Here is a 25,050-nt window from a genome sequence, read left to right as displayed (position 1 = left end):
TGCTGGATTCCAACATGCTGACTGCCGTGGTGGCGACTGCCGCGACTGACCTAACGAGGGCGAGAAGTCTGACGTCAGGCTTCGCTCGTGTTCGGCGCCGCGCGTGAGCTCGGCATTTGTCAGCCGATCGATTTTTTCCTGCCTGCGCCGTGGCCGGAGTGATGCAGGATGTCTCGCATCATCGCGAAGGAATCCAATCAATGCTGGCGTACGACCTGATAGGCTTAAGACTGAGCGAGATCAGCTGAAATTTGTGCCTCATTCGATTCCGATCTTGAGCTGGTCACAGCGGACTTCGTGATCTCGTGGCCTGACGCGATGCCGCGTGGTTTCAGATCGACATCGATGCGGACAAGTTCGGAAGAATAGGTTGAGGTCGATCTCGCAGCCCCTTGTCGCTTCGCTGCCGCGCGGTCTCAACTGCGAGAAGCTTGCGGTCGGCGTCGACCAGCTCGACTGCCCTCGCGGAATTCCAAGTAAGGGCCACCCCAGTTTGACTTTTTTCCGTCGAACATCGGCCCGCTACAGTTTAAGGTACCTGGTCTTCGAAAGCGACGCTTCGCCTGACTGCCCATCCCGGAAACTCCGCCTCGCTATGGCGTTTATCGACTTCCGAATCGACACCCCGATGGAGCTCGCAAGGATGCACAAGCAAATCCCCAAAAGCATGATCCGGAAAAGTGTAAAGCGGTTTTCCCTCGCGACAAACGCGGAACGCGTTTGCACGGAGATCATGCGCAAACAATAACCTAAAGCGAAGCGCGGTGACGACTCATCCTAATCTCATCGCGGTTGAAGCGATGTGCCATTCAATCAGTCCGCGTCTACCCCCAGATGGATACCCGATTGCCAAGCAGCAATTGCGCAACAATAGTTCCGGTCGCTGCGAAGGTGATGAATTGCATCTGGGCCGCTGCCGCGCGGGCTCCCCGCTCGGTAATCGTTCGAAGACATCAGCTCCGCCATGCGCTTGGATTTTTGCCGGCCAAGCGTTTTCAACAAACGGCCCATTCAGCGCGGCGGCTTCCGGAAACAAAACGACGTAGCGAGGGCCGGGTGGATACAAAATCGACGCCCCTCGCAATTGGTTGGCCGCTTCACAGCTCAATCGCGTGGTCCTCAAGCACCTGGCGCATCAGAGCGCCCTTGATCTCGCGGGCGATCTCCTCGCGGATCTGGGCTCCGAACTGCACCTCGGCCTCGCTGTCTCCGGTTAGGTGATGATCGGCGAGCCGTTGCTGAAGGCGACTCGGAAATTCCTCGTCCATCGCCTCGGCGAGCCGGTTCTCCATCTGTGCATGGGCTTCGGGAGCGATTCGGCTCACCACCATCTCCCAGGGCTGCCAGCGAGTTGCCAGATAGTCCGCGAACCCGGCCACCTCCTCATTGCGCACCTGGATCTCGGCTGCGGTGAGGTCGTGCTCAGTGACGTAAGCGACGTCAAAGAACCGCATGTCCGGAGCGATGAGCTGCAGGTCCAGCCGCCCGCGTAGCTTGACCTGATAGGCGAGATAGACCTCGATCTCGTCGACGAAGCGGAGCGAGTCGACCTTGTGACGGGCGATCGGCTCGAGCGCGTTCAGGCGGAATAGGACTCGCGCCTGCTGGATGAGTTCGCCAAGCCGATCGTCATAGGCCCCATCCTCGACATCAGCCTTCAGACGTGCGGTCTGCATGCCGTTCCAGGTCAGGGTGATGCGATCCTGGCAGGTCTCGCTCGCCCCGAAGGCCAGCTGAAAAAACTGCTGGCGCAATAGCGGCCTGATCGCTGCCTGCCGCAGATCCTCGGCCACCGCCTGTCGGAACTCGGGATTGTCATAATTCACAGTCTTCTGCAGCTTGTCGAGGAAGAGCGCGTATTCCGGGGCCCCCTCCTCGTCGGCGAAGGTCTGCCAGACGGCGATCGCCTCCGGCTCGTCCTTCAACCAGTCCGCTACCGCCTCGGCTAGTGGTCGTTCCTGATCCACCGCCGTTCCCCCGCCCAACGAGAAGAAGACCCGCGGGCCGGCATAGCCCAGCGCATTCAGGGCTGCCGCCAAATTCGCCCGCATCTGCTCGGGCAGCGGATTATCATCTACATAAACCATGCACCAAGAACCTAGCTCGATTAGCAGGGTCTCCGGCAGGCTGGTCAGCCGATTGTCGCGTGCTTCGAGTACCCGGAGCTCAACCGGGAGATTCTCGGGCAAGCTCGTCAGCCTGTTGCCACTGACGTGGAGTCTCTGGAGTTCAGACGGGAGGGTCTCGGGCAGGCTATTCAGGCGGTTATCGCGGGCGAAGAGCAACTGGAGCTCGTCGGGGAGAGTGTCGGGCAGGCTGGTCAGCCGGTTGCCGTCGGCTTCGAGCTCTTGGAGTTCGGGCGGGAGAGTGTCGGGTAGGCTTGTTAGTCGGTTGCCGCCGACGGCAAGCAATTGAAGTCCGCTCGGGAGGGTGCCGGGCAGGCTGGTCAGCAGGTTGCCGCGGACATCGAGGTCCTGGAGCCCGGCCGGCAAGGTGTCTGGCAGGCTCGTCAGCCGGTTGCTGCTGACGGCGAGCGTCGAAAGGCCCTCGGGAAGGGTGTCGGGCAGCCCGGCCAGCTGGTTGCTTCCGATGACGAGTGACTGGAGTCCCGTCGGGAGGTTGTCGGGCAGGTGGGTCAATTGGTTGTTGCTGGCGCCGAGCGTCCGCAGTCCGGACGGGAGAGTGTCAGGCAGGTGCACCAGCTCGTTGTCGCTCACATTGAGCGACTGGAGCCCGGGCGGAAGGGCGGCGGGCAATGTCGTCAGGCCGAGGTATTGCAGCTCCAGCCCCGCATAGACGTCGCGGGCCTCTGCCCAAGCTCTTATTCGTCTTACCGCCTCTTGCCGGTCCTCGCCTTCCGTCTGCCACTCCTCGCCGGCCCAGGTGTCCAAGATCTGGTCGAGCCGCGATTGCCTGAGGACGGAATCTTCAACGTCCATCGCACCGCTTGAAGAGCCTGAGGCCCAATTGCCATGCAAGGCATCGGTCCACTGCGCCGCGGCCGAGCTGAGCCGGCGACCTTTTCTTGAAGTATTGCCATCGCCCGGCCGGAGCTGTCGGCTGAGGATTGCCGCCGCGAGATTTTGCTGCCAAGGAATTGCGGGGGTCGTTGACCACTCCGGCGCCACATCACCGGCCTCGGCCCACCAATGCTCCTCCTGACCGACACTATGCGTCGGCCAATCGGCAGCCGCATCCATGCCGTGCCAAGAATCCGTCAGACTGAAACTGCCGGCTGGCAACTGGCCACCGCGATCCGTGGCCGCAAAAAGTGCATGTTGATTGATCCCTTGTCCAGAGAAGGCAGGCGGATCCGATGGCAACCGCGAGGCGCCTTGTCCGACGCGACCGTCATACGGCATTCTCAAATGATCCGCATCTCTGTTCGACACAACGTCCGCGTCGCCGAGTCTATTTGAACTGGGGGGCGGGCGCTCGTGCGGATGCAACTCGTTCAGGTGCTGCAAAAACCCCGCTTGGTCCGCCTGCTGCTCTTCCAGCCCGTGATCGTACGCCCGACCGACATCTGGGGCCTCGAATGGGTTGAGGTTGTTGAACGGATCCATCCCATCTCCTTTGACAGATCTGAGCAGCTAGCGCCGAAGCTGGATAAACACGTTCTCGCTACGAGGCTTAGCTTTCGAGAAGCTGACGAGGGGTCAGAATGAGCGTAACTGTCCTGTTAGGCCTATTCGGGACGCTCTGAGCCTCTCTCAAGAACGTCCGCGCTTGTGGACGCCGGCAACGCGGAAAGACAACTGGTGGCGATCTCATGGTCAACTCCCTCCAAGCTGAAGCTAATGCGCCGCGATCATGACGCCCGCCAGTTGACGCCAAACAGGTCAGCCAGACTTGTGAGGGGGTGATCACAGTCGCCGCTGGGCGGGTTACGCGCGGTGCTGCGTGAGGCAGGCATGATCGTCTGCGCCACAACCGCTAATGGCCGGGGTCATCAAATACGCGAGAGGCTCGACGACGATCTGCGACAGGGACGCGGGCTGAGGCCGAGGGGTTATCAACTCACCTCGACGGATGGCGAGATGTGCTCTGCCGGCAAAAGCGGTCTCGGCAACATCAGCCAACAGGACGTCACCTGTTAAATCGGGCGGCGCGCCCGCCGGGACGAGGGTATGACGAGGCGCAGTGCCATATCGGTTCGCTCTCACGACAGCGCCTCGGGATCGGAGATTGGGCAAAAGTTGCAATTGGTCACGCGCGTTCGAGACAATTGCGAGCGCTGTCCTGCAAAGCAACGTCACGCGAGCCCGCGTACGCCGTCGTGATCGCAGGTAGCACGCCGGCCGCGTGGAAGGCGTTTGCATATCCTGACCTGCACGTCAGCTTGGCGTCAGCTGGGACAAATATGAAGGCGCGCTCGCTTGCGCAGCTTGAACTCGCTGCCACGCAACTTCACCGATAGGAGGCAAATTACATGTATAGCCGAATCGATGGCTCATCCGGCCAATTCAGCAACGCCAGCCAGGCCGACGAGCCCAGATATTCGGCGGACAGCGACAGCTTCGCGGAGGCGCTCGCAAACATGCACTTGGGGTCGAACTCGCACGCTGGTTCGTCTTCGTCAGCAACACGGTCGTACGCGCTGGTTGACAGGCCTCCAGTCGTGGAGATCTCAAAGCGCTCATTCGCTGAAAAAGCAAAGGCCTATCATGGCGATGAGATCAGGCAAATTGTCGCGAGCCCACAAGAGTATTCGTCTCACGTATCCTCGAAGGCCAAGCGTACAAAAAAGATCGCTAAGAAATACGGCACCACGCAATACGATACGGAAAGCGCGCGCTATTTCAGCTATCAGCTCGGCAACACCAGTGTCGGGCTCTTAAGAACAGAAGGCGGATTTGAAATGCGCGACGTGTTCCAAGGAGAACGGTGGCAGGAACAGTTTCCCGGGCGAACCGAAGTCACATCCACCGTCGATCTTCGGGTCGGCCATCCGCTCGTCGAGAACGCAGGCGATATCTTGTTGGAGCATCAGCTTCGGCTAGACGGCGATGGGGCGCTGCTCCATTCCCGTCCTGGTAATGCAGAGGCCAGGGCCCGCTCGCGGCAGTTTGGCTTTGTCGATGTGGATGCCGATAACATGGTGCTTGATCCCACCCAACATCCCGAAAGGTGGACGAAGAACAGTGACGGTCAATGGCAGCGGGCCGACAAACCCGCACTATATCTATCCAAAGAGGCCAGTGATACCGAAACAGAGCGCGTTTCGGATCGGTCCGACGATGACTACGACTTTATGTAGGATGGTTTAGGATCTCTGACAGACGTGTCACGAAGGATGAGACTGAACCTGAAACATGTCGGTTGTCGCTGAACGCGGCTCGCTAAGCGGTCGTTCGGCGACATCGGCTCCATCATCGACGCTCGGGTGCTGTCGCCCGGTTTCGGCCTCTACGGTAAGGAGAATGAGACTGTCTTTCGGTAGCCTGTCTGTCGATCGATGAGATCTGATAGCGCTGCCGCTTGAGCAGAACGTGCAGGCGCCGATCGACGGACCGACGCCTGCACGATCGTCCTTTGCGTTCGCGCGGGCCCAACATCATCCGCCCGTTTCGTGCCGCATCTGTTGGCGCGCGCCGATGGCCAGCAAAGTGAGTCGGATTCGCGTACCGCCACGTGCTCGGCGTGGCAATAGCGAGCACAACCCTGAGATCGATGTTGTCGCGCCCTTTATGGATAAAAACGGTCAGACCACTACACGCGCGCCGCAGGAGTGCCTTCCGGGCCAAAACGACAACGGGTGCGGCGAATGTGACAATGTTGTGCATGGGATGCATTATGTGCTCGGGGTCGAGCACCTCGCGTCTCGCGAATCAGCTTCTCAACAACGAATCGCAACAGATTTTGTCGCTTGAAGATTTTTGTGCGCGCGTCGTGCGAGGCGTCCCCTTGGAGCTCAAGAACACGCGCGTATACCATGAAATCCTGATTGGGGTTTCGCCCGCGACCGAAAGTCGAGGCCGTGATGCCATGGGACGATTGCGACTGTCGATGCGAACCCGGCGGGCGGATGCGCCCGTCAAATTGATGCCGACGTGGGCCGTCCCATTGCCAATAGCTGAGACTATTTCTCCAACCATCATGGCCGACCTCCCGGATAGGCCATTCATCACACAGGCGCCTGGCGCGTTCATGTCTGTACGGGTGGCGCACGCGGCAGGCGAGTCAATCCGCCCCTGCTTTGCGATGTCATGCAGTGGTCAAGGACTGTTGCTCGCGTTCCAATAGCGCCCATCAGCGGGCAAGCCGACAGTCTGGGTCGAACTTTAGGATTGGATGAATTCTTCAAGCTTATCGATCATCCGTTTCCCTGGTTTGATTCTTCCGAAAGGATATCAATGGCCTCGAGTCTGGCGTCATACTCCTCGTATGTGCCGAGCACGGCTTGGCCAACTGTCAAGTTGTGCACGGGATCAATAATCGAGGGGGAGTCGTAAGTTAGGGAGATGGGTCCAGTAAATAGAACTTCTTCGCCACGCTCGTCGTGTCGCAACGTTCGGTCCGTGCACCATTTGACGAGTTGCGTTACTGCTCCCTTCCCGGACTCATTGATGGGTGGCAGGTGCCGAACCGAATAGAAGTTCGTCCGCGCAGAATACATCTGTCGCGAATCCGAGTTCATGCGCTGGTCTGGTTGAGCGGTAAGGGTCAGCAGGCGCTTACCAGCCGGACGCTCGAGCGTGCCCTGTATTAGACCACCTTCTCTGATCAAAGTGATGTGTGCCAACTTTTTTGGAGCGCCAAGTACCTCTCGTCCCGAGGCGAGAGCTGCATCATTCAGTGTCACGTAAATGTAAGGGATGTAGTAGCCAGTCTCACCGTCGGGATCACGAACTTGAATTCCTGAATAGCACTCCAAGTATGGCCCGACAGTGCTTGAGCGATAGCTCGCGACCCCTACAATAGCGATTGCTGGGTTTGCTGCAGGGGCTAGCTCCTTCGGCAATAAACAATTCGCCTCGTGCCCCACGCTGAACATAAGGTTTATGGCTTGGCAGTCGAGAAACGCACTGCCACGATTTTTACCCCCATGGTAAAGGGGCGCATCAAGCGGAATGCCTTTGACGTCAGGCATCGTATCCTCCTCGATCTCAGAATAATGTCGCGCGATTGGAGATGGAGCTATTTATCTCGCCGCGCCTCTCCGGTTGTTGAAGCGCCCCTGAAGCGACTGTACCGCGCTGGCCGCGATGCGGGCTCGGTAGTCCGACGGGGCGCATCGATCCGGCGATCGCGATCGTCGCTAAGCGAGGCCGCAATGCCGTTTCTGCGCCTTGCACCTCAATCCGCCGGATTAAACGATCCGAAAACTTCCAACACGCTTGATCATTTCCATTCTAAAAGCAGGTAGCTGCGCTATGCTGCCGAATGCGCCTGATTGTGCATCCATTGTGGCGAAACGTGCTCACCGACGATGACGTCAGGGCGAGTGGGTGACTCCCTTTTTGTCTATCAGTCGTTATGCAACGTCGATGCCAAGGACCTCGTGCGGCGTAATACGTGCTCACCAGGTTGCTGACGTCAGATTGGGTACGAGAGACCCGACAACTTTCACCTCTTGTTCTATTGCCTTCTTCGCTTGTCCGATTGACGACGCGATGTCGAAAACCCGACGTGACCAAGCTTCCGGACAAAGTCGATGAGGCTCCATTTAAGGGTTTTCGCAACAGCATGGCCATCGCCATTGTGTCTCGATTGAATAGATCAGCCGTGACGTTATCGCCGCGCACGGTCGAAAAACACAGGCCCCGACATCAACGTCTCGGTAGAGCGTCGGGGGATCTCCAGCGCCTGTGCAAGAGTCACGTGAGGCTGACTTCCTATCAGATTCTCGGCGCGCCGATTGCACGGAATGGATACTCCAATTCGCAAGACTAAGGAGAACCTCATGCGTTCTGCGCCCCACTTCTCGATCCACAAGGAGCTCAGCACCGTTCGGAACCGGTATCGCTTCGCTCGCGGGCTGCTATCCTATCTCCAAAACCGGAGCAAATTCGGTCGCAAATTGTCGGCGTCGAGACGGTGGCGCAGTTCGGCGAGACCCAACCAACAATCCGAAGGACGGTTAACGCCTGAGCGGCGTACGTATGTTCGCGACGTGACATCGTTATCGAAGTGTTTTCGCGCCAATTTACACATGCACTGCGCACAGGCTTTGGGCATCAAAGATGATGCGTGGCACAGGGTATGTCGGCAAGAGTCAGCGGGCGTGGTGCAGACCGCAGCTCTTGGCTCACCCGACTTCCAGCGCTCGTTCTCAAACCATGTTCATCAGCATCACCCTCATCCCTTTTGATGCTGGAAAAGCCCTGCACCGCCACTGATCGAGGGAGCCAAGACTTATGGGACGTGTGAGCGAAAAAGTCATTCTGGTAACCGGCGGGGCTCGAGGGATGGGGGCCGCTCATGCGCGCCTGCTGGTAGCCGAGGGAGCGAAAGTCGTGATCACCGATATTCTTCACCAAGAAGGAGAGGCATTCGCGGCCGAACTTGGCTCATCCGCGATCTATGTCCGTCAAGACGTCGCTCAGCCAGAGGAATGGTGCCAGGCGATCGCGGCTGCGGAGAGCAAGTTCGGCGCGCTGCACGGTCTCGTCAACAATGCAGGCATAGCCAGCATGGCTCCCATCGAGCGGTTCCCGCTGGACCAGTGGGAGAAGACCCTGGCTGTCAATCTCACCGGCGTATTCTTGGGAATGCAGACTGCCCTACCTGCCATGCGCCGCGCGGGCGGAGGCTCGATCGTCAACATCTCGTCGGTCGAGGGGCTGAGGGGTAGTCCCGGGCTTCACGCTTATGTTGCTTCCAAGTTCGGCGTGCGGGGCATTACGAAATCCGCCGCCTTGGAGGCCGCCGCGTCCGGCGTTCGCATAAACTCTATCCATCCGGGCCTCATCAATACTCGGATGACAGAGAACTTCGATTTTTCCAGTTTTCCAATTCCGCTCGGGCGGCCAGCCGAGCCGCAGGAGGTGTCACAGGCAGTCTTGTTCCTGCTCAGCGACGAGTCCTCCTATCTCACCGGCTCCGAAATCGTCGTCGATGGCGGTCTGACGATCGGCGTCCCACAAAAGTGTCAGGCGGTCGAAAACATCTTCTGACTATCAGCAGACGGATTGTCACAACAAACGAGATGGAATGGCGCGATGTATTACAGCAGTGGAAATTACGAAGCTTTTGCTCGGCCCCGCAAACCCGCCGGCGTGGATAGCAAGACGGCTTGGTTCGTTGGTTCGGGGTTGGCTGCGCTCTCCGGCGCGGCCTTCTTGATCCGCGACGGGCAAATGCGTGGCGACCGTATCAACATCCTCGAACGACAGAAGGTTCCGGGGGGCGCGTTGGACGGTAGTCAGGATCCGGAAAGGGGATTCGTGATTCGAGGTGGTAGAGAGATGGAGGATCATTTCGAGTGCCTCTGGGATCTGTTTCGCTCGATCCCATCGCTCGAACTTGAAGGCGCCAGCGTGCTCGACGAGTTTTACTGGCTGAACAAGGATGATCCGAACTACACACTACAGCGGGCGACGGTGAACCAAGGGCAGGACGCCCATACCGATGGCCTCTTCACTCTGACCGAAGAGGCCCAGAAAGAGCTGATTGCCCTTTTTCTTGCCACTCGTAAGCAGATGGAGACCAAGCGCATCGACGAAGTGTTCGGGAGGGATTTCTTCAACAGCAATTTCTGGCTCTATTGGCGGACCATGTTCGCCTTTGAAGAATGGCATTCGGCCCTTGAGATGAAGCTTTATCTGCATCGATTCATCCACCATATCGGCGGCCTGCCGGATTTCAGCACTCTGAAGTTTACCAAGTACAATCAGTATGAATCGCTTGTTCTGCCGTTATGCAAATGGCTGCAGGAGCAGGGCGTCAACTTTCGCTACGGAGTCGAAGTCACCGATATCGATTTCGATATAAAGCGCGGACGTAAGCAAGCCACAACCATCCGCTGGCTGGAGGATGGCATTGAGGGCAGCCTCGTTGTTGGCGCCGACGACCTAGTTTTCATGACGATCGGGTCGCTGACCGAAAACTCGGACATGGGGGACCATCACACGGCCGCCAGGCTCAACGAAGGACCGGCGCCCGCCTGGGATCTGTGGCGGCGTATTGCGGCCAAGGATGCCGCCTTTGGACGCCCAAATGTCTTTTGCGGCAATATCTCTGCAAGCAAATGGGAATCGGCGACGATCACGACCCTGGATGGACGCATTCCGCCATACATCCACAAGATCGCCAAACGCGATCCGTTCAGCGGCAAGGTTGTCACAGGAGGCATCGTTACGGTGAAAGATTCGAGCTGGTTGCTCAGTTGGACCACAAACCGCCAGCCGCATTTCAAGCACCAGCCCAGCGATCAAGTCGTCGTCTGGGTCTATTCACTATTCGTCGATAGAGCCGGCGACTACGTGAGGAAACCGATGCAAGATTGTACCGGCGAGGAAATCACGCAAGAATGGATTTATCACCTCGGTGTGCCGGTCGCGAGCATACCGGAGCTCGCCGCTGGGGCCGCCAAGGCGGTGCCGGTGATGATGCCCTACGTCACGTCCTTCTTCATGCCGCGGCAGGCGGGCGACCGGCCAGATGTTGTGCCGAAAGAGGCGGTTAATTTCGCCTTCATCGGCCAGTTCGCGGAGTCGGGTGAACGGGATTGTATCTTCACGACGGAATACTCCGTTCGGACGGCGATGGAAGCCGTTTATATCCTCCTCAAGATTGAACGTGGCGTGCCCGAGGTATTCAACTCGACCTATGATATTCGCAAGTTGCTTGCAGCGATGGGTAGACTGCGTGACGGCACTGAAATTGAGATCCCGGGACCTGCGTTCCTGCGCAAACTTATTCTGAAAAAGATCAAGGCTACTGAGCTTGGCGAACTCATCAACAAATATCACCTGAGTTGACGACTGAGGCGGGGACGCTGCGGGCAACCGTTCGCTCGGATAGAGAAGCGCTGTCCTGGGCCGGTGACGGCTCGGACTCGCCAAGGCGCGGATCAAAAACACCCGCGCCGATCTCTCGAGGCAACCTTTAGGCGTCCTCTCGAGTTTCCGTGCTCTTTCGGCGTGGTGTATTCTCGCCATGCGCATCCGATTAACCTCTTGCGATAGGGTGAGAGCGAAACTAGTACCTCGGCACAAAGAGTTTGACTTTTGTTTTCGTTGGCTTCACGGGGATCTTTGGATAGGCGCGGCGCAGTTTGGCCCGCGCGTTCTCGGTTGTGAACATCCAATTGATGCGAGCGCGCTCGGCATTGCGGCGTTTTTCCCAGGCTGCGGTCTCGCGGACGAGATGGGCATAGCTGTCGATGCGCCGATCGAGGCACTGCTGTGAGAGGACGCCGATTTCGATCTCGACCATGTTGAGCCAACTGGCGTGTTTTGGCGTGTGGTGGAACTCCAGGCGCCGCAGCACGCGGCGGGCCTCGTCGGGCGGGAAAGGCGTGATAGAGCGCGCCCCTCTTATGAGTGGACAGATTGTCGAGAACCACGCGGATGCGATCGGCCTTGGGATAGTGCACGTCGACGAGTTCGCGCATGCATTCTGCAAAAGTCCTTTGCGGTGCGTTGCTCCGTCACCTTCACCTTGCGCCAGGGCCTGTTCACGTCGATGAGCACGAACAGATTTCCCGTGCCATTGCGTCGGTACTCGTAATCATAATGCTCGATCCGGCCCGGCTTGGCGGGGATCGGCTGGCGGACCTCGCCGATGAGCTGGACCGGGCTCTCGTCGAAGCAGACCGCCGGCTGCCGCGGATCGGCCGCTTCGGCGTACAGATCGAGTACTTCCTCCCTGTGCGCGACATACTCTGCGTCGACCTTTGGGATGCACCACATGCTTTTGCGCCACGGCTTGATATGGTTCTCGGCCAGGCGCCGCCGCACCGTCTCTCGCGACAGATTCTCGTGAGAGGTCAATCTGACCATCTCGTCGGCCAGAAGCTCCAGCGTCCAGCCTGCGCGGCCGGTCGGCGGGCTCGCGCAGGCGGTGGCGACCAGCAGCGCCTCTTCTTTCTCCGTGAGCTTGCGTTCCGCCCCGCAACGAGGCCCTTCGCTCAAGGCCGCAGGCAGATTGCCTTCGACGAAGTGCCGCCGGGTCCGATACACCGTCGAGCCGCCGACACCCACGTGCGCGGCAATGTCGTCGTCGCTCATCCCTGCATCCGCCGCCAGCAGGATCTGCGCGCGCTTAAGCTTACGCACCGCCTGCGTGCCTCCCTGCAGCAGCAACCCGAGTTCCGCCCGCTCATCCCGGGTCAGCTTGACGTGATATCGTACATTCATCGCAGCCTCCGTCGTGGAGGCAGAGGTGAATCGACTGATGAATCAAATGTCTGGCAGAGCCGCGCCCCGCTTCACCGCCAAGCAGGGCCAATATCTGGCGTTCATCGACGCCTATATCCGCCTCAACCGGCAGCCGCCGGCTGAACGCGACATTCAACGGTTTTTCGGCGTCACGCCGCCGACCGTGCACCAGATGAGTCTCGCCCTTGAGCGCAACGGTCTCATCCGCAGAACGCCAGGCGCCTCACGCAGCATCCAGGTCCTCGTATCGCCCGAAGACCTCCCCGTCTTGCAAGCCCCGGATCAAACCGTCGAAACCTCTGTGCCGAGGCACTAGCTAATTGGCTTGTAATGGTTGTTTTTTGACCGATGCACGGGCTCATTCCGGCCTTCGAATTCCGCTCGCTTGCAGATTGCCTGCCAGCCGCCATGTCCTCAACGGACCAACGCTAGTCTCGCGCTCAATGATTGTTGTCTTCACCGGTAAGCGCGAGGGCGAGAATGCGGACCTGCTCATGCAGGACCTTTCGCCCGCGCATGATTCGTGCGCCTGAGATCAGTACGGATGGTTTTCACCCCGAGCCCATCGTCCTTACTTGTCGGCGCTGCCATCACAACGATCATGGAGGCGATACCACAATTGAGAATGCCTGATCTCCGGCGTGCCCCCTCGCTAGGATTGCTCGCTCACGAGAGCCTAGGATTTCATCTGCGTCTCGCTGAGAAATTATAGCTATGCGAGTGCGAACGCGAGCCCGCTTGTGACCGAGTTCGCCATCCGCGTTACTTCATTATCGCTTCGACCTCTGCACGAAACGCTTGGCGCGAGGCGTCTCGTGAATAGAACATGTGGCCGCCCGGAAAGACTACAAGTTTGACGCGGGGTGCCGAGGCAAATGGCGGCAATTGGTCGAGCACGATCTGTGATCCGAGATAGGGCGTGACGAGGTCAAACAGGCCGTGCCCGACCAGCAATTTCATCTTCGGGTCCGTTGCGAGGATATGGCGTAGCTCAGATAGCGACTCCGGAGGCCTGCGGCCGAAATCCCAAGCCTGCACGACCGTGCCGTTGGCCAGCTCATAGGAGCCGTCTGGCCGCCAGTTTAGCTTGCGCGCAAGGAGATCGACAGTGGCGCTGGTTAGAGGTGCCAACAGGGTATCGCTCGAGGGATCGCCGGAAAGGTGGAAATCGGAGTCCGGATAGGGATCAAGGCCACGCACCGAGGCGTCATAGTTACCGATTAACTTGCCATTCTTACGATCGAACTCACGGCGAAACTCGGCGAGATCGAATCTGCCCGCGAGCCTGCGACTCACCGCCTGGTCGATGCCGGTCAGCGCCGCAGTCTTATCGGCCAGACGCATGGTCGCTTCCTTGTCCGCCTGGCCTTTGATGAGGTCGACCAGAAACTCGCCGCGTGCATAAGCTTCCACGTCAGCGAGATCGGATCGCTTTACCGAATTCTTGACCGAACTCTTGGCTTCACGCAGCGTCGCGACATAGCTTGGCAGCCTTGCAACGTATTGCAGAAGGCTCGTGCTAGCGTACTGGCTGTAGTCGAACGCCGGCGAGACCATGATTAGGCCCTTGACGCCTATGCCCTGTCGCATCTGCAGCTGGCGGACAAGCTTTGGTCCACGAATGCCGCCATAGCTTTCACCCGCGAGATATTTCGGCGACAACAGCCGGTCATGCTTTTCAAGCCAGCGGCGGACTACCAGCGCGAGCGCGTTGACGTCGCCGTCAAGGGAATAGAGCCGCTTGCGCACATCCTCGCCGGTCGCCACGAAACGGCTATAGCCGGTGCCAACGGGGTCGATAAACACAAGATCGGTGAAATCGAGCCAAGTCTCCGCGTTTGGCATCACCTCCGGAAATGTCGATGGCGTCACCTCGTCAGCATTGATCGGCAGCCGCCAGGGTCCGGCATTGCCAAGCTGTAGCCAGGCCGATGATGAGCCCGGTCCGCCGTTGAAGAAGAATGTTACCGGGCGCGTGCTGCGATTGGTGCCGTCAAGCTGATACGAGGTATAGACGATGTCGGCCTGCGGCTCGCCCTTGTCGTCAAACAGGCGGATAGAGCCGGCGGTCGCGACGAAAGAGAGCGTCCGCCCAGGGAGCTCAAGCGTTTGCCCAGTGCTAGAGTCCGGCGGCAGGCGATGCTGCTCGGCCGCTGACGGCGTACTCGGCGCTTGGCCGGCGCGTTCGCCGGAGCCGCCCTTCTGGCCGGCCGGCGTCGTGGCCTCTGGGCGCGGCGGCGGATCGTCGGCCTGCGCGCTCCCCGTCACTCCGCAGGCAAACAGGATCAGCGCTAGAGAGGTGCGGCGCAGCGCGGTCAACTGCATCAAGTTTCTCCTATCCGGGCCCGCACTTTCGGTGCGCGAGGCATGTCTGTGAAAAAGGATCTACTCACTAGCTCATGCCGGGGAACAACAGACCTACCAGATACAGTAGTCGTCACCGTCGCCGGCCTACCATCGCGACAATTGCCGATTTGGGGCATTGCAGTGCGTCCGCCCGATGGATCCACGTTTGAAGTGCAACGGTTGCGAAGAATGCCTCTGCGGCCGTCGCGAAGTTCGGACATTTGCGTGGGGTGTGTTGAGGCGTTGGTCTTCCGCCTTGAGGCTGGCTGGTGTGATCGCCGGAAACGTACTAAAGCGCAGGAGCACTACCCGCTTCCAGTTCGCCCGCTCCTGGCAGCGCTAACCGCGCAACAGGAGCGCATCTATGCTGCCGCCCTACAGCCCGACCTCAATCCGATCGAGCAGGGCTTCGTCAAGCTCAAACACCTGATGCGAGCCGCGCAGACACGCGATGTCGACCAACGTGGCGCAAGGTCGGCGAACTCCTCGATATCTTCTCCAAAGAGGAATGTGCCAACTATCTCAAAAATTCAGGCTATGTTTCCGAATAAAAACCTCACGCCTAGAACACTTTTGTCCCGCCAAGCAGACGCTCACGGAGAGGTAACCTCAGCTACAAATCGCGGAAGTCCCGAGTAGCCCACCACCAGCCGACGACAACTGCAAGGAGAAGGGCCGAGGCAATTCCCAAGGTTACTAATTCCAACGCGCTTATGGAGCCAATGTCCATTGTGTTGCTCTCGCCGCTTCATGCAAGCCCAACCCGAGCGTGTCTGCTAAGCCCATCTCTCTTGAACAGTTAAAGATTCGATCGCGATCTTCCAAAGGTTCAAAAGCAACGATGAGGTTCTTGGTATCGAATCCGATTTACAGGTCATCTATCGCGGCTCCGCTGCCAATGCGGCCCGAAAAGATAACCTATGTGCGGCCGCACACCGCTGATGGAGCTTCGGATCATATCCCTTTGCTCTATGCCCGCTAACGGAAACGCGAATCCTACCGAATCCACCGTCGTTCATATACGCCGAAAACGTCGCGCCCGCTGCTTGTAAGCAAATGCTACTGCCAGCAGAGGCAGCTCGAATCTGCTGTTCCATTGCGCCTCACCGAAGATCGGTGGGAGCCGACAGGGGACAAGGTTCGCTCCCTAACATCGCCGTCCCGCCTCATCGGAGATGCCGCCGCAACCGAAGCAGGCGGCGTGCCGGACCACGAAGAATTGATTGATGCTCGCACGAACTTCGGTACATGCGTCGCCTTTCGACATTGGCCCGAAGCCGACAATCTTCGCGAGCTACCAGGCCGCCTGTGGCGGTACGAGCGTTTCACTCTCGCTGAGCGCCACCGGAAGGCCTTGACGATGCTCGACCTGTGAAACTCATCGACGGCACGTACTAACGGCCTAGCTAGCCCCATTGAGATCTGGGTACCTAAGTCGACCGGCTTGAACTCACCCAGCAATAATCCCGAGATTTCGCTGTGGGCGTGCTCATGGCGCACAGCCAGGATGAGGCCCTCATTGGGTGCGGTATTGGTTCCCAGCTGAGCTGCAAAGGCGAGGGCGAGGGGGATGACTTCAACCGTCAGCGAACACGCTCGTGAACTGGCGCTGATCGCGGGGAGGTGACCCCAGCGTACCCACAGGAAGACCGTACTCGAAACGACCTTCAGGCCCTACGCGTCTCGGCGGCGGTCCAGCTTGTAAGAGCCTCGTGGGTTAGGTAAGTCGCAGTCAAGGCGTTCCAGGATTTCAAGACATGGTTCCAGCACTCCTTTCGAGCGGGCAGAAGATCTAACATCCTTTGCGCTTTGCGCGCAGCCGCGAACTTCCGGTCGCGCTTAGCCTCGTTCAAATTTTTACGCATCAGGTCTTCGGTTCGCTTCCATCCGTCGTCCGACATTCTATCCTCGACAAACCAATCGAAGTGCATTTGGAAGGTCAAAGCACGCCCTCCGGGTGATACCAAGTCCGGCTCGTTTAACCATCGATGAAGGAATTCGAGCCGGCCCGATTCGCCGAGCGAGAGAACGTCATCATCACCGAACATCAAGAAGGTCGCGAAGCCCGCGATCTCGAGCTGCATGTCCAGATCCTGTGACTCCAACCAACGGGTGATTGCTACGAGTGGAGACAAAGCTTTGGCTCTCCTTCCTTGCAGTCGTGATTGCGCGACTGGTGCAGGGTGGGCTTGAAAGCAATTCGGCCTAGAGAACACCGCGCTGGTCAACCACCAGAATTTGCAGGGTGACTGAAAGTCAATTTGATCCGGGGAGCCGTCCTACGAAATGGGCGTGTAGCACTCAACATGCCCTCATTCGCTCGCCAGACAGCCAAAAGCGCCGCTATATCCGCTTCAGAGCTAATGCTGCCGCTCCTCAGCTCATTCGGCATGTGCCGCATAATCGCTGCGGCGTCCCTGTGAGGCAAAGCACAAAGGGCGCGACGCAATCTTGAGAGCTATGCCGTTTTGTCCGCGGAACGACAGTTAGAAAATGTTTCATCAAGAACGTGGCTGAACAGCTAGGAGCGGGGTAGCTTTGCCGTACGCCATGTCCCCGATGCCCAAGTCGCTTAACAAATCCGCTGCCCCGCTCAATCATTGTCAGCGTCGCCCATTTGCGAGGTGACCCATTTCCTGAGAGCGCTAGGTGTTAGACTTCCGTCGGCCAATTCTCTCCAAGACTGCCTGACTTCGATCCATCTACTTTTTCGAGCGGGCATATCGTCAAGGAGTCTCTGTGCAGTTGGAGCAAAACGGGCAGCATCTGAATGAGGGTTACCTTTAGTCTCTTCGAGAGCTTCACGAAATAGTTCTTCGGATTGCTTCCACCAAACCTCCGTGAACCTGAACTCCGCGAAATACTCAAAACAAGCTCGGAACGTCAAAGCACGCCCGACGACCGCATAGGTAGGCAATCCCACCTCGCTTAGCCATTGCCGGATAAACTCACCTTGCTCTTCGTTGTCGAGTGCGAGAAAGTCCGCATCGTCGAAGTCCAAAAGCAAGGCTATGCCGGCAGTGATCTCGCCTTGTATTTGTGCGTGCTGCTTTTCGAACCAGTCGCTGATTGTCTGCAGCGGCGTCATCGGTTCAGTCACATCGACCTCTGTGCCAAATACGGATCCGTCCGGACGGAACGGCTTTGCCCAGGGAGTATGGGCGCCTATCATACCCAGTCGGCGAATGGTGTTTCGCCAAATCGGAGGCAGCGCGGACGTGACTCGGCCCCCGCCCGGTGAGTAGAGCGAAAGCTGTCCCTACCACGCCCGCGCTGCCGGTGAAGCTAGTAGCGACGTGACTCGGCGCTTTTTGCGTACGACAAGCGCTGTCCCTACCACGCGCCGCTAACTTGAGCGGCCAGCCTTACCGCCTGAGCTAGTAAAGCTGACTAGCGCACCCTGGTGTCGGCCCAAGGGTGCCGACAAGTTGTACCCGTGGAGAGTTCCGCAGGCACCTACCAGGACTGGTTGGGGATCGGACGTGTGAAATCCGTAGCCCGGACTGCCTGGCGACTCGGACCGCAGAGAATGCAGGCCTTGCCGCACGGCGATGCCCCGCTCCAGCAGGAACGCACGGATCTGATTGATGACGCCGGTACGCTGACCGACCAATCGATTGCGGACGCGGTGCAGCGCCTGAAGGTCGAGCTGATCGGCGGTCTTGGTCGCGACGAACTTCATGGCCGGGCGTTGGACAGCCTCGGCGATGACTTTCGCATCCCGGAAGTCATTCTTCTGTCCCTTCGAATAGGGGCGCACTTATTTCGCCGGCATCAGGCGGGCGTCGTGGCTAAGCCTTTGGAGCCTGCGACTGAGATGATGCGCGCCGACCCAGGCCTCCATCCCGATCAAGCACGGCGGCAGGTTGGCGAGCCGCGTTTCCACCTGGCCGCGTGACCAATTCTGCCGCAGCACGATGGCACCGCGGGGATCATGACCCACGAGGTGGAACGAGTTCTTGCCGATATCGATGCCGATCACGGCAATCGCTGCCTTGAGTTTCTGGGACATGGCATGCTCCTTGTCTTGAGCGCCCCTTGCCAGCTTCGCGTGCTGGCAGGGCCGGAGCACGGCCGGACCATTCCATTCTGATGTCCCCAGTCAAGCACACAGCGCACGGTTTCTCATCTCCACGAGGACTCATCGTGAAGTTCTTGTGCTGATGGATCGTGCAGAGGAGAAGGCGGGACTCAAAGACGTCGGTGAACAGGCTCTGATGCGCGGGTTGGATACCGCATTTCCGTTTTTTCGTCTGGGGCTGTCCCTGGTCTAGCGTCGGGCGTCGATCGGATGATCGGCCACATAATGGATTTCAGGATTTCCCCTGCCGTGGTCCCACCTTCACCTCTGCACGATTAATGTCTGCACTGCTCCCTGATCTTGATTGCAACAAAGGGGGCTGTAATGAGATCAATCCCACGCACCGCCTGCAGGGCCGACACAACCGCGGCGAGCGACCACTCGGGTACTACCTCGCGGATGGCATCTTCCAAACGCTCCATCCGTTCACTTTCCTGGCGTATCCCCTCCAGTAACTCTTCGAATACGATGCGCTGCTCGCGATGCTCGAGCTTCTGCGACATGAGCCATCTCATGTGGGCTGGTCCCCACGTTGTCTTGCCCGGATAGATGCGTCCCAGCCGCAGCATCAATGACGAGATCTGTTGACGCTTGCCCTGGAGGTCTTTCTTCACTGCCTGACGGGCGCGCGAGAGATCGCGCATAGCCTCATGGCGCTCGTCCGGCACCCACACCGCCGTGAGCTCGTCCGCGCGCAACAGCTTGGCGAGGCTTACCGCATCGCGCCGGTTCGTCTTCACTCGATCGCCGGCCTTCTTCGGAACGAGCGAGGGGGCCACCACCAGGCAGTCATGGCCAAGGCTCTTGAGCAGTCTGTAGAGACCATATCCTGTTGGCCCTGCTTCGTAGCAAAACGTCAACCGACAGCATTTCGCTGCAAGCTTTGCCACCAGCTTTCGGATCGCTGCCTCCGTGGCAGGAAACTCCCCGAGATATCGTACCTCGCCGCCACGGCCGCCATCGGCAATGGCTATAGCATTGCGCGATTTTGACGTATCGATTCCGACAAAGACCTCGGTATGATGACCCACGACTCGCCCTCCTTGTTTGAGGCTCTGCCCGGTCCATCCGGGCAACCCTCGTCGCAACATCGAGGGTGAGTCGCCTCATTTTGTGGGGGGACATACAGTCTAGGCGACATCCCAATCATAGCGCATCCGATAATTCGACCTCACGGCCTTTGCGCTGGTCGAGTAGGACGATGGCGATGCCGCTGGTGACGATCAGGGCGATCCCAGTAAAGGCCAAAACGTTCGGCAATTGCCCCCAGATCATCAGGCCAGACATGACACCCCAAAGCGCGAAGCTGGAAAAAAAGGGCGCGATTGTCGCGGTCCGGCCAAGCCGATAAGCGAGGAGAAGTCCGACATGCCCTAGGGCGAGGAACGGTCCGGCTAGACCCAGAAAGACGAGATGGCGAGCAGTGGGCGATACCCAGGTCTCCAAGCCCAGCGTCATCGCTCCCGCCACAATCATCACCATGAGCATGGTCGCAAAGATCACGACTGTCACCGGAATACGAGTGGGTACGCCACGCCCGATTAGATCACGCGCTGCGATGAACAGCGCCGCTCCAAACGCGAGCAGAGCCGCAGGCGCGACCCCATTGGCGCCGGGCTGAGCCACCATCAGAGCACCCGCGAACCCGACAAGCGCCAGAGCAACGCGCGTCGGGCCGATCTTCTCGCGAAGGAGAAGGGCCGCGCCAAGAATCAGGATCAACGGTGCCGTCTGAAGGATGGCGATCACATCAGCAATCGGCATTCGAGCTAGTGCCACAACGTAGCAGAGGGTACTGAGCGTCTCTCCGGCCGCCCGCAGCAGCGCTCGGAAGTCGAGGGCTCCGGAGACAACGGCCCATTCCCCGCGCAGCACGACCAGGACCGCACAGGCGAGGCTTGCCGCTATGCCGCGCAGAAAGAGCACCTCGAAGGGTGGAAGATCCTCGGTGACCAGCTTCATGAAGCTGTCGCCCACCACGAAGACGGCGGTCGCGGCGAGCATTGCGGTTATGCCGCTCAGATCGGAGGTCCTGCGCATCGCATCGGTCTAGGCTAATTTGGGTTCTTCCGGCGCAGCCCTGGAAGCCACCTCCGACAAGTGCCTTCGAGACCTTTAGTTAAAGGCTGTGTAGGCCAAAGTATACCTGTGCGAGTCCTCAAGCGCCTACTAAAGTTAGTGGTTCATCACCGGTGTTCTCGAAGCGATACGCCACCATCGGCGGACCACTGCTTCCAAAGGTTCGGTCGGCATAGGCCCCGTAAGTAGGCCTTCTTCGTCGATCCGGAGCCGGGAGCCAGGGTGGCAAGGTGGTTTCGTCGGCAAAGATCCGATCCGCCTTCTTGACCTCGCTGAAGATGTGGTCGGCCATGATCTGCAGCTCGAAGCCGAGCTTGGCGATCGCGTCACGCTGCTCAGCTGATCGGCACCGACCAATCCTGGTAGGTGCTTGCAGTGCTTCTCCGCGATACAAGTAGGCAGCACCCCGTGGATTACGCACCACCGCCAGCCTGGCGAGCGAGGTGGTCAGCTTTGCTATGCAGGGATAAGGCTGGCCATCGAAGTTTGCGGCGCGTGGCAGGGACAGCGCTTAATTAAAGAGGCAATACGCAAGCGCCGAGCTATTGCCGCCAACTTCGCTGGCAGCGCGGGCGCGTGGCAGGGACAGGCGTCGGTTCTGACGGCCGGCGCCGAGTTGCGCACGCGCTGCCTCCAGTCCGCGCGTGCGCCACATAGCGGAGCAACTACGATGCCGCAATTTATTGCGTCCTACGATCTAAAAGTGGCCAAGCCAGACCCACACGATAACTTTCTTACAAATGCTATGGAGCACGGCTGGTATCCTTGGATTTTGGACGATGACGACACTCTGTTTACTCTTCCGAACACCACGCTGGAGGGGTCGTTTGTCGATCAAATGCAAGCGCTCGCAGCTCTCAACGCAGCAAGGGCGCAGACGGAAAAAGAGCTCGGGATCAGGATCACAATGGAAAAATGGATCGTCGCCCAATACGTCGTCGATCCAGCCTTCGACTCCAACGAGAAAGAGAAAGCTCGAAACAGCCCAGGCGACACCTCGCTCTCGATACAAGCCGGCGATTGAAGCCGCCGCCGTTCCAGCGGTCCCGGATAAGGCAAGCGGCCAAGGCGCGACAGTTGGTGTCCGCCGTCACAGCAACAGGCTCAAAGCGCACGATGGCCGCGCCCTTTTCGTTGGTGAGAGCGAGAAACCCACCCTGAACAACGTAGTGACTTCTGCCAATTTGCCCGGATCAGTCGCGCTCCGACCTCTCGCGCTCACCTGGAGCCATTGCACAGCCCGCACCGGCGGAGGGGTAGAAGATGCCGTCAGCGGCAAGCTGGGCGAGGAACCCACATCGGGAGGGCTGAAGTCGACGCGATCGGCCGGCCGCCGGGGCTTCACCGGTCGCCTTCGCGCTGGCGCCTTGGAGATATCCAGCCAGTTCAATGCAGAATCTCCTAGAGCACCATGTTATCGACGGCGGACATCTTCATGGCCGCCTGATCGCGGGCATTGAACTCGGAGAGCGCCTCATCGAACGTCCAGCCGAAATGGTCTGCGATATGCCGCACAAGCTGATGCTCCTTCCTCGATCGCAGCTTCGATCGCGTTCTTCAGTTCAGGATTGCTTCCGATTGCCTACTACCTCTACAAACGGAAGGCACAGTTGGACTTCCTCACACACGCCCGCCACGTCAGATGAGCCTACAGTGCAGACGGAAACGTGAGAGGAATCTCGATGACGACAGCGCTTCCGCGTCCACTTAATCACATCGGTATCGGTGTTCCAGATATCGAGGCTGCAATCCGGTGGTACGAGGAAGTGCTGGGCTATTGCGTTTTTGCTGGGCCGGTCGAACTCTCGCTGGAGACAGACTCGCACGGTCAATTGCGTGACGTTCTCGGACCGCCGTTCAGGCGATTAAAGATTGCTCATCTTTCGAGCGGATCCGGCTGCGGCATTGAACTGTTTGAATCCATTCATCCTCCACACCAGCGGCGCGAGGAGGACGTGGAGTTCTACAGGAGTGGTACCTTCCATTTTTGTGTTACTGACCCCGACATTGAGGGTCTTGTTGCCAAGATCACCGCGACGGGCGGTCGCCAGCTTTCGCAAATTTGGGACGACCGACCGCCGCTCGGCGTGTTTCGCATGGCCTACTGCCAGGACCCTTGGGGTACCCTGATCGAGGTGCATACGCACAGCTACGAAATCGTTCAAGGCTGGCGCTAAGGCAGTCAGCGTTCGTCAGATAGACCCCCTAGTTAGAGGAGACAACTTACATGGTGGGAGCAGCTTCCATCGTTGGAGCCACGGGCATGATCGGCGGCAATCTGGCGAACGAACTGCTCGCAGATGGTTGGACGGTTTATCGCCATTCGCCCGCCCCGAAAGGACGCTGCCAACGGCATGAAGCCGTCGCAGCTGATCTTCCCACTGCCGACAGCGGTCTTCCGCCCAGCCGATTGGCGTCCGAACCCCACGCCGTTTCACATTAGTGGTCGAGCGCCGGCGGCGCGCAAAGTGTCGCAAGGGGGAGTTGGCAGCCAAGCGCTTTTGAGTCCACTGTGATCACGCCAATGCCGCAAGACCATCACATGCTGCACACGATCAGGTGATGATTGCTATCCGGTCGGATCGTTGGGCGATCTACCTGTCCAAAGGATCCGGGAAGAATCCGGCAGGCTACGGCTCGCGAGGGCTTCCTTGCCTGTTTGGAGCTGGCGTTCTTACGAGATGCCGCCCGCGCGGTCAGCCGAGAGGTCGGGTTGACCTGAAATGAAAACCGCTCGGAGTGAACCGCCTGGCCACGGCACGCACGTCACGTTCGCCTGTTTCGAGCGCGATCTTCTGGGCGAGCATGACGTCTCCGATCGGCAGAGCGCCGGCCGGCGAGAAACATAACCCCTCCCTCAGGCGGCCTCTTTCGTCGATCTCGCACACGTTCACCGAGGCCCCCGCGTGGATCCTGTAGCGCTGTCCGCTGTCACTTCCGACGACCTCGAAGTAGCCCTTTTGGACGAACTGCTCCCGCTGCGCCGGCGACAGCCATTGCTGCAAGAGGCGCAGCGACCGGCCCTCCGGCGTCCGCTCGGCGCCGTGCCTGATGATAAGGGCCCGCATCGCGCGCATCCGCGAGCGGCCGCCCGGCGGCATCAATCGGAAGCCAAACATGGCACGAACGCCGACTTAGCCGCCGACCAGCCTGGGGAAGAAAACGGTTTCTTCCGCGTTTGGGTCGAACGATCGGATCTGCGAGACCTGACCTGGATCGGTCCGGACCGCTGCGGTGAAACCGATATTCGTCAGCTCGTAGAACCGCTGCTTCGCCTTCGCCAGTTCTTGTGCGTCGTCGGCGTTGAAAGGATGACGGTTGTCGCCGGTGTGGTCCATCACGATCTGGATTGCCATAAACGCCCTCCTCGGATTGCTGATAGCCATAGGACCTCGATCCAGTATCCGGCCAAAGTCGGGGATTTTCAAGGGATGAGCATTCCATCGCAGTTGCCGATGGTCTGCTGATCGCAGGCCGGGACGCGCGCATGCATCGTAAACAGCGGCAGCACGGAAATGGAAGAAGGGGTGCGCTTTCCCACTTGAGAACGAGCGCACATTCACGGACGGCATTGGGCTTAGTCTGCGCCGCACAAATATCACTTCACAGCCAGTGGCGGTGGTGATCCCTTCAGCCGTCGCGCGCCCCTTCGTTTCATCTCGACCACATATCACAATGCCCCTCGCTCAGCGATGGGTTTCGCGATGGCGACTCCCAGTCCTTTTGTTCCACCCGTTGTGATCTTTTCATGCATCTAAGTCTTCAGTTCCTCTGTGCGTCGATCGAAGCCGATGTCCCACCGGGCGCTTCGGTGTTCACTGCAAGCACAATTCTGTTGTACCACAATGATGCAGGCGACTAGCGTGCCGCGGATCTTATAGCGGAAGCTGATGATGACATTGCGAGCGCAGCAAGTACCGTGCCAACGCTTCAATTGCGGTTTTGTGCGAGAGGAGCATTGAAGTCTGTTCCGGCTCTTGTGCAAGTCATTGAGGTCGTTCTTCGGCGACTATACTCCGCTATCGCGAGATCCGTGCAGCTCGTCGACACCAGTCGACAACACACGCTCAGGTCATTGAGTACCATCCCTCTCTGCATCGCGAATGGGTAACCCCAGACAGATCAGGTGCAACAGACGCTCGGAGCGAAGCTGTGTTCCGTCCGCATCCACCATCAGAATATTGCACCTAAGACAGAGCTATAGGGCCTGATCGTCAC

At 59.0% G+C, this 25,050-nt stretch carries 15 protein-coding genes and 4 pseudogenes; 7 read left to right on the top strand and 12 right to left on the bottom strand.

Features of this window, described 5'->3' with window-relative positions; translation table 11 throughout:
* Positions 1-1,097: 1,097 nt before the first annotated feature.
* Positions 1,098-3,566, bottom strand: coding sequence for an NEL-type E3 ubiquitin ligase domain-containing protein (locus QQL28_RS39355; RefSeq protein WP_284274325.1), 2,469 nt, complete (start codon positions 3,564-3,566; stop codon positions 1,098-1,100).
* 866 nt (positions 3,567-4,432) lie between these two features.
* On the opposite strand from QQL28_RS39355, the gene QQL28_RS39350 reads away from it, so the two are divergent.
* Positions 4,433-5,260 carry an Effector protein NopP gene (locus QQL28_RS39350; protein WP_284274323.1) on the top strand — a complete coding sequence of 276 codons (828 nt, stop codon included), beginning with the start codon at positions 4,433-4,435 and terminating at the stop codon, positions 5,258-5,260.
* A 1,056-nt stretch (positions 5,261-6,316) separates the two neighbouring features.
* Here the strand turns inward: QQL28_RS39350 and QQL28_RS39345 are convergent.
* Positions 6,317-7,093 (bottom strand): acetoacetate decarboxylase family protein, encoded by a 777-nt coding sequence (locus QQL28_RS39345; protein ID WP_284274321.1) that lies wholly within the window; start codon positions 7,091-7,093, stop codon positions 6,317-6,319.
* A 1,267-nt stretch (positions 7,094-8,360) separates the two neighbouring features.
* On the opposite strand from QQL28_RS39345, the gene QQL28_RS39340 reads away from it, so the two are divergent.
* Positions 8,361-9,119, top strand: a complete 759-nt coding sequence (locus tag QQL28_RS39340; RefSeq protein WP_284274319.1) for a glucose 1-dehydrogenase — start codon at positions 8,361-8,363, stop codon at positions 9,117-9,119.
* A gap of 45 nt (positions 9,120-9,164) precedes the next feature.
* Positions 9,165-10,925 (top strand): oleate hydratase, encoded by a 1,761-nt coding sequence (locus tag QQL28_RS39335; RefSeq protein WP_284274317.1) that lies wholly within the window; start codon positions 9,165-9,167, stop codon positions 10,923-10,925.
* Between the two features lie 220 nt (positions 10,926-11,145).
* On the opposite strand, the pseudogene QQL28_RS39330 reads toward QQL28_RS39335, so the two are convergent.
* Positions 11,146-12,305 (bottom strand): annotated as a pseudogene (locus QQL28_RS39330) (IS630 family transposase).
* Positions 12,306-12,351: 46 nt separating this feature from the next.
* Here QQL28_RS39330 and QQL28_RS39325 point away from each other — a divergent pair.
* Entirely contained in the window at positions 12,352-12,642 is a 291-nt protein-coding gene (locus QQL28_RS39325) for a LexA family protein (protein WP_488798574.1), read from the top strand.
* Positions 12,643-13,088: 446 nt separating this feature from the next.
* Here the strand turns inward: QQL28_RS39325 and QQL28_RS39320 are convergent, their stop codons facing one another.
* From QQL28_RS39320 to QQL28_RS39300, 4 genes and pseudogenes are all read right to left on the bottom strand, one after another.
* Complete coding sequence (locus QQL28_RS39320) at positions 13,089-14,651, bottom strand: S10 family peptidase (RefSeq protein WP_284274316.1); 1,563 nt, start codon at positions 14,649-14,651, stop codon at positions 13,089-13,091.
* A 1,688-nt stretch (positions 14,652-16,339) separates the two neighbouring features.
* Entirely contained in the window at positions 16,340-16,756 is a 417-nt protein-coding gene (locus QQL28_RS39310) for a hypothetical protein (RefSeq protein WP_284274314.1), read from the bottom strand.
* A 509-nt stretch (positions 16,757-17,265) separates the two neighbouring features.
* The gene (locus QQL28_RS39305; RefSeq protein WP_284274312.1) at positions 17,266-17,772 is read right to left on the bottom strand and encodes a hypothetical protein; all 507 of its coding nucleotides are present in this window, start codon (positions 17,770-17,772) and stop codon (positions 17,266-17,268) included.
* A 408-nt stretch (positions 17,773-18,180) separates the two neighbouring features.
* A pseudogene (locus QQL28_RS39300) lies at positions 18,181-18,654 on the bottom strand (IS110 family RNA-guided transposase); the annotation flags it as partial.
* On the opposite strand from QQL28_RS39300, the gene QQL28_RS39295 reads away from it, so the two are divergent.
* A complete protein-coding gene (locus QQL28_RS39295) occupies positions 18,607-18,765 on the top strand; it encodes a hypothetical protein (protein ID WP_284274345.1) in 159 nt (52 codons plus the stop codon). The pseudogene QQL28_RS39300 and the gene QQL28_RS39295 overlap by 48 nt on opposite strands.
* Before the next feature lie 269 nt (positions 18,766-19,034).
* Here QQL28_RS39295 and QQL28_RS39290 read toward each other — a convergent pair.
* The 3 genes and pseudogenes from QQL28_RS39290 to QQL28_RS46385 form a co-directional block, all read right to left on the bottom strand.
* Positions 19,035-19,784, bottom strand: a pseudogene (locus QQL28_RS39290) (IS110 family RNA-guided transposase); the annotation flags it as partial.
* A 115-nt stretch (positions 19,785-19,899) separates the two neighbouring features.
* Positions 19,900-20,793 (bottom strand): DMT family transporter, encoded by an 894-nt coding sequence (locus tag QQL28_RS39285; protein WP_284274308.1) that lies wholly within the window; start codon positions 20,791-20,793, stop codon positions 19,900-19,902.
* A gap of 151 nt (positions 20,794-20,944) precedes the next feature.
* A pseudogene (locus QQL28_RS46385) lies at positions 20,945-21,271 on the bottom strand (IS66 family transposase); the annotation flags it as partial.
* A 231-nt stretch (positions 21,272-21,502) separates the two neighbouring features.
* On the opposite strand from QQL28_RS46385, the gene QQL28_RS39275 reads away from it, so the two are divergent.
* Together QQL28_RS39275 and QQL28_RS39270 are read left to right on the top strand one after the other, a co-directional pair.
* Complete coding sequence (locus tag QQL28_RS39275) at positions 21,503-21,856, top strand: hypothetical protein (protein WP_284274304.1); 354 nt, start codon at positions 21,503-21,505, stop codon at positions 21,854-21,856.
* 658 nt (positions 21,857-22,514) lie between these two features.
* Positions 22,515-23,009, top strand: coding sequence for a VOC family protein (locus tag QQL28_RS39270; RefSeq protein WP_284274302.1), 495 nt, complete (start codon positions 22,515-22,517; stop codon positions 23,007-23,009).
* Between the two features lie 519 nt (positions 23,010-23,528).
* On the opposite strand, the gene QQL28_RS39265 is transcribed toward QQL28_RS39270, so the two are convergent.
* Both QQL28_RS39265 and QQL28_RS39260 read right to left on the bottom strand, forming a co-directional pair.
* Entirely contained in the window at positions 23,529-23,933 is a 405-nt protein-coding gene (locus QQL28_RS39265; protein WP_284274300.1) for a hypothetical protein, read from the bottom strand.
* Between the two features lie 33 nt (positions 23,934-23,966).
* On the bottom strand, positions 23,967-24,188 hold the full coding sequence (locus QQL28_RS39260) for a hypothetical protein (RefSeq protein ID WP_284274298.1): 222 nt from the start codon (positions 24,186-24,188) through the stop codon (positions 23,967-23,969).
* Positions 24,189-25,050: the final 862 nt, after the last annotated feature.

The sequence above is a fragment of the Bradyrhizobium iriomotense genome (assembly GCF_030160715.1).
Lineage (GTDB): Bacteria > Pseudomonadota > Alphaproteobacteria > Rhizobiales > Xanthobacteraceae > Bradyrhizobium > Bradyrhizobium iriomotense.
Note: the sequence above shows the minus strand (reverse complement) of the source record. Positions and strands in the feature narration are given on the sequence as shown.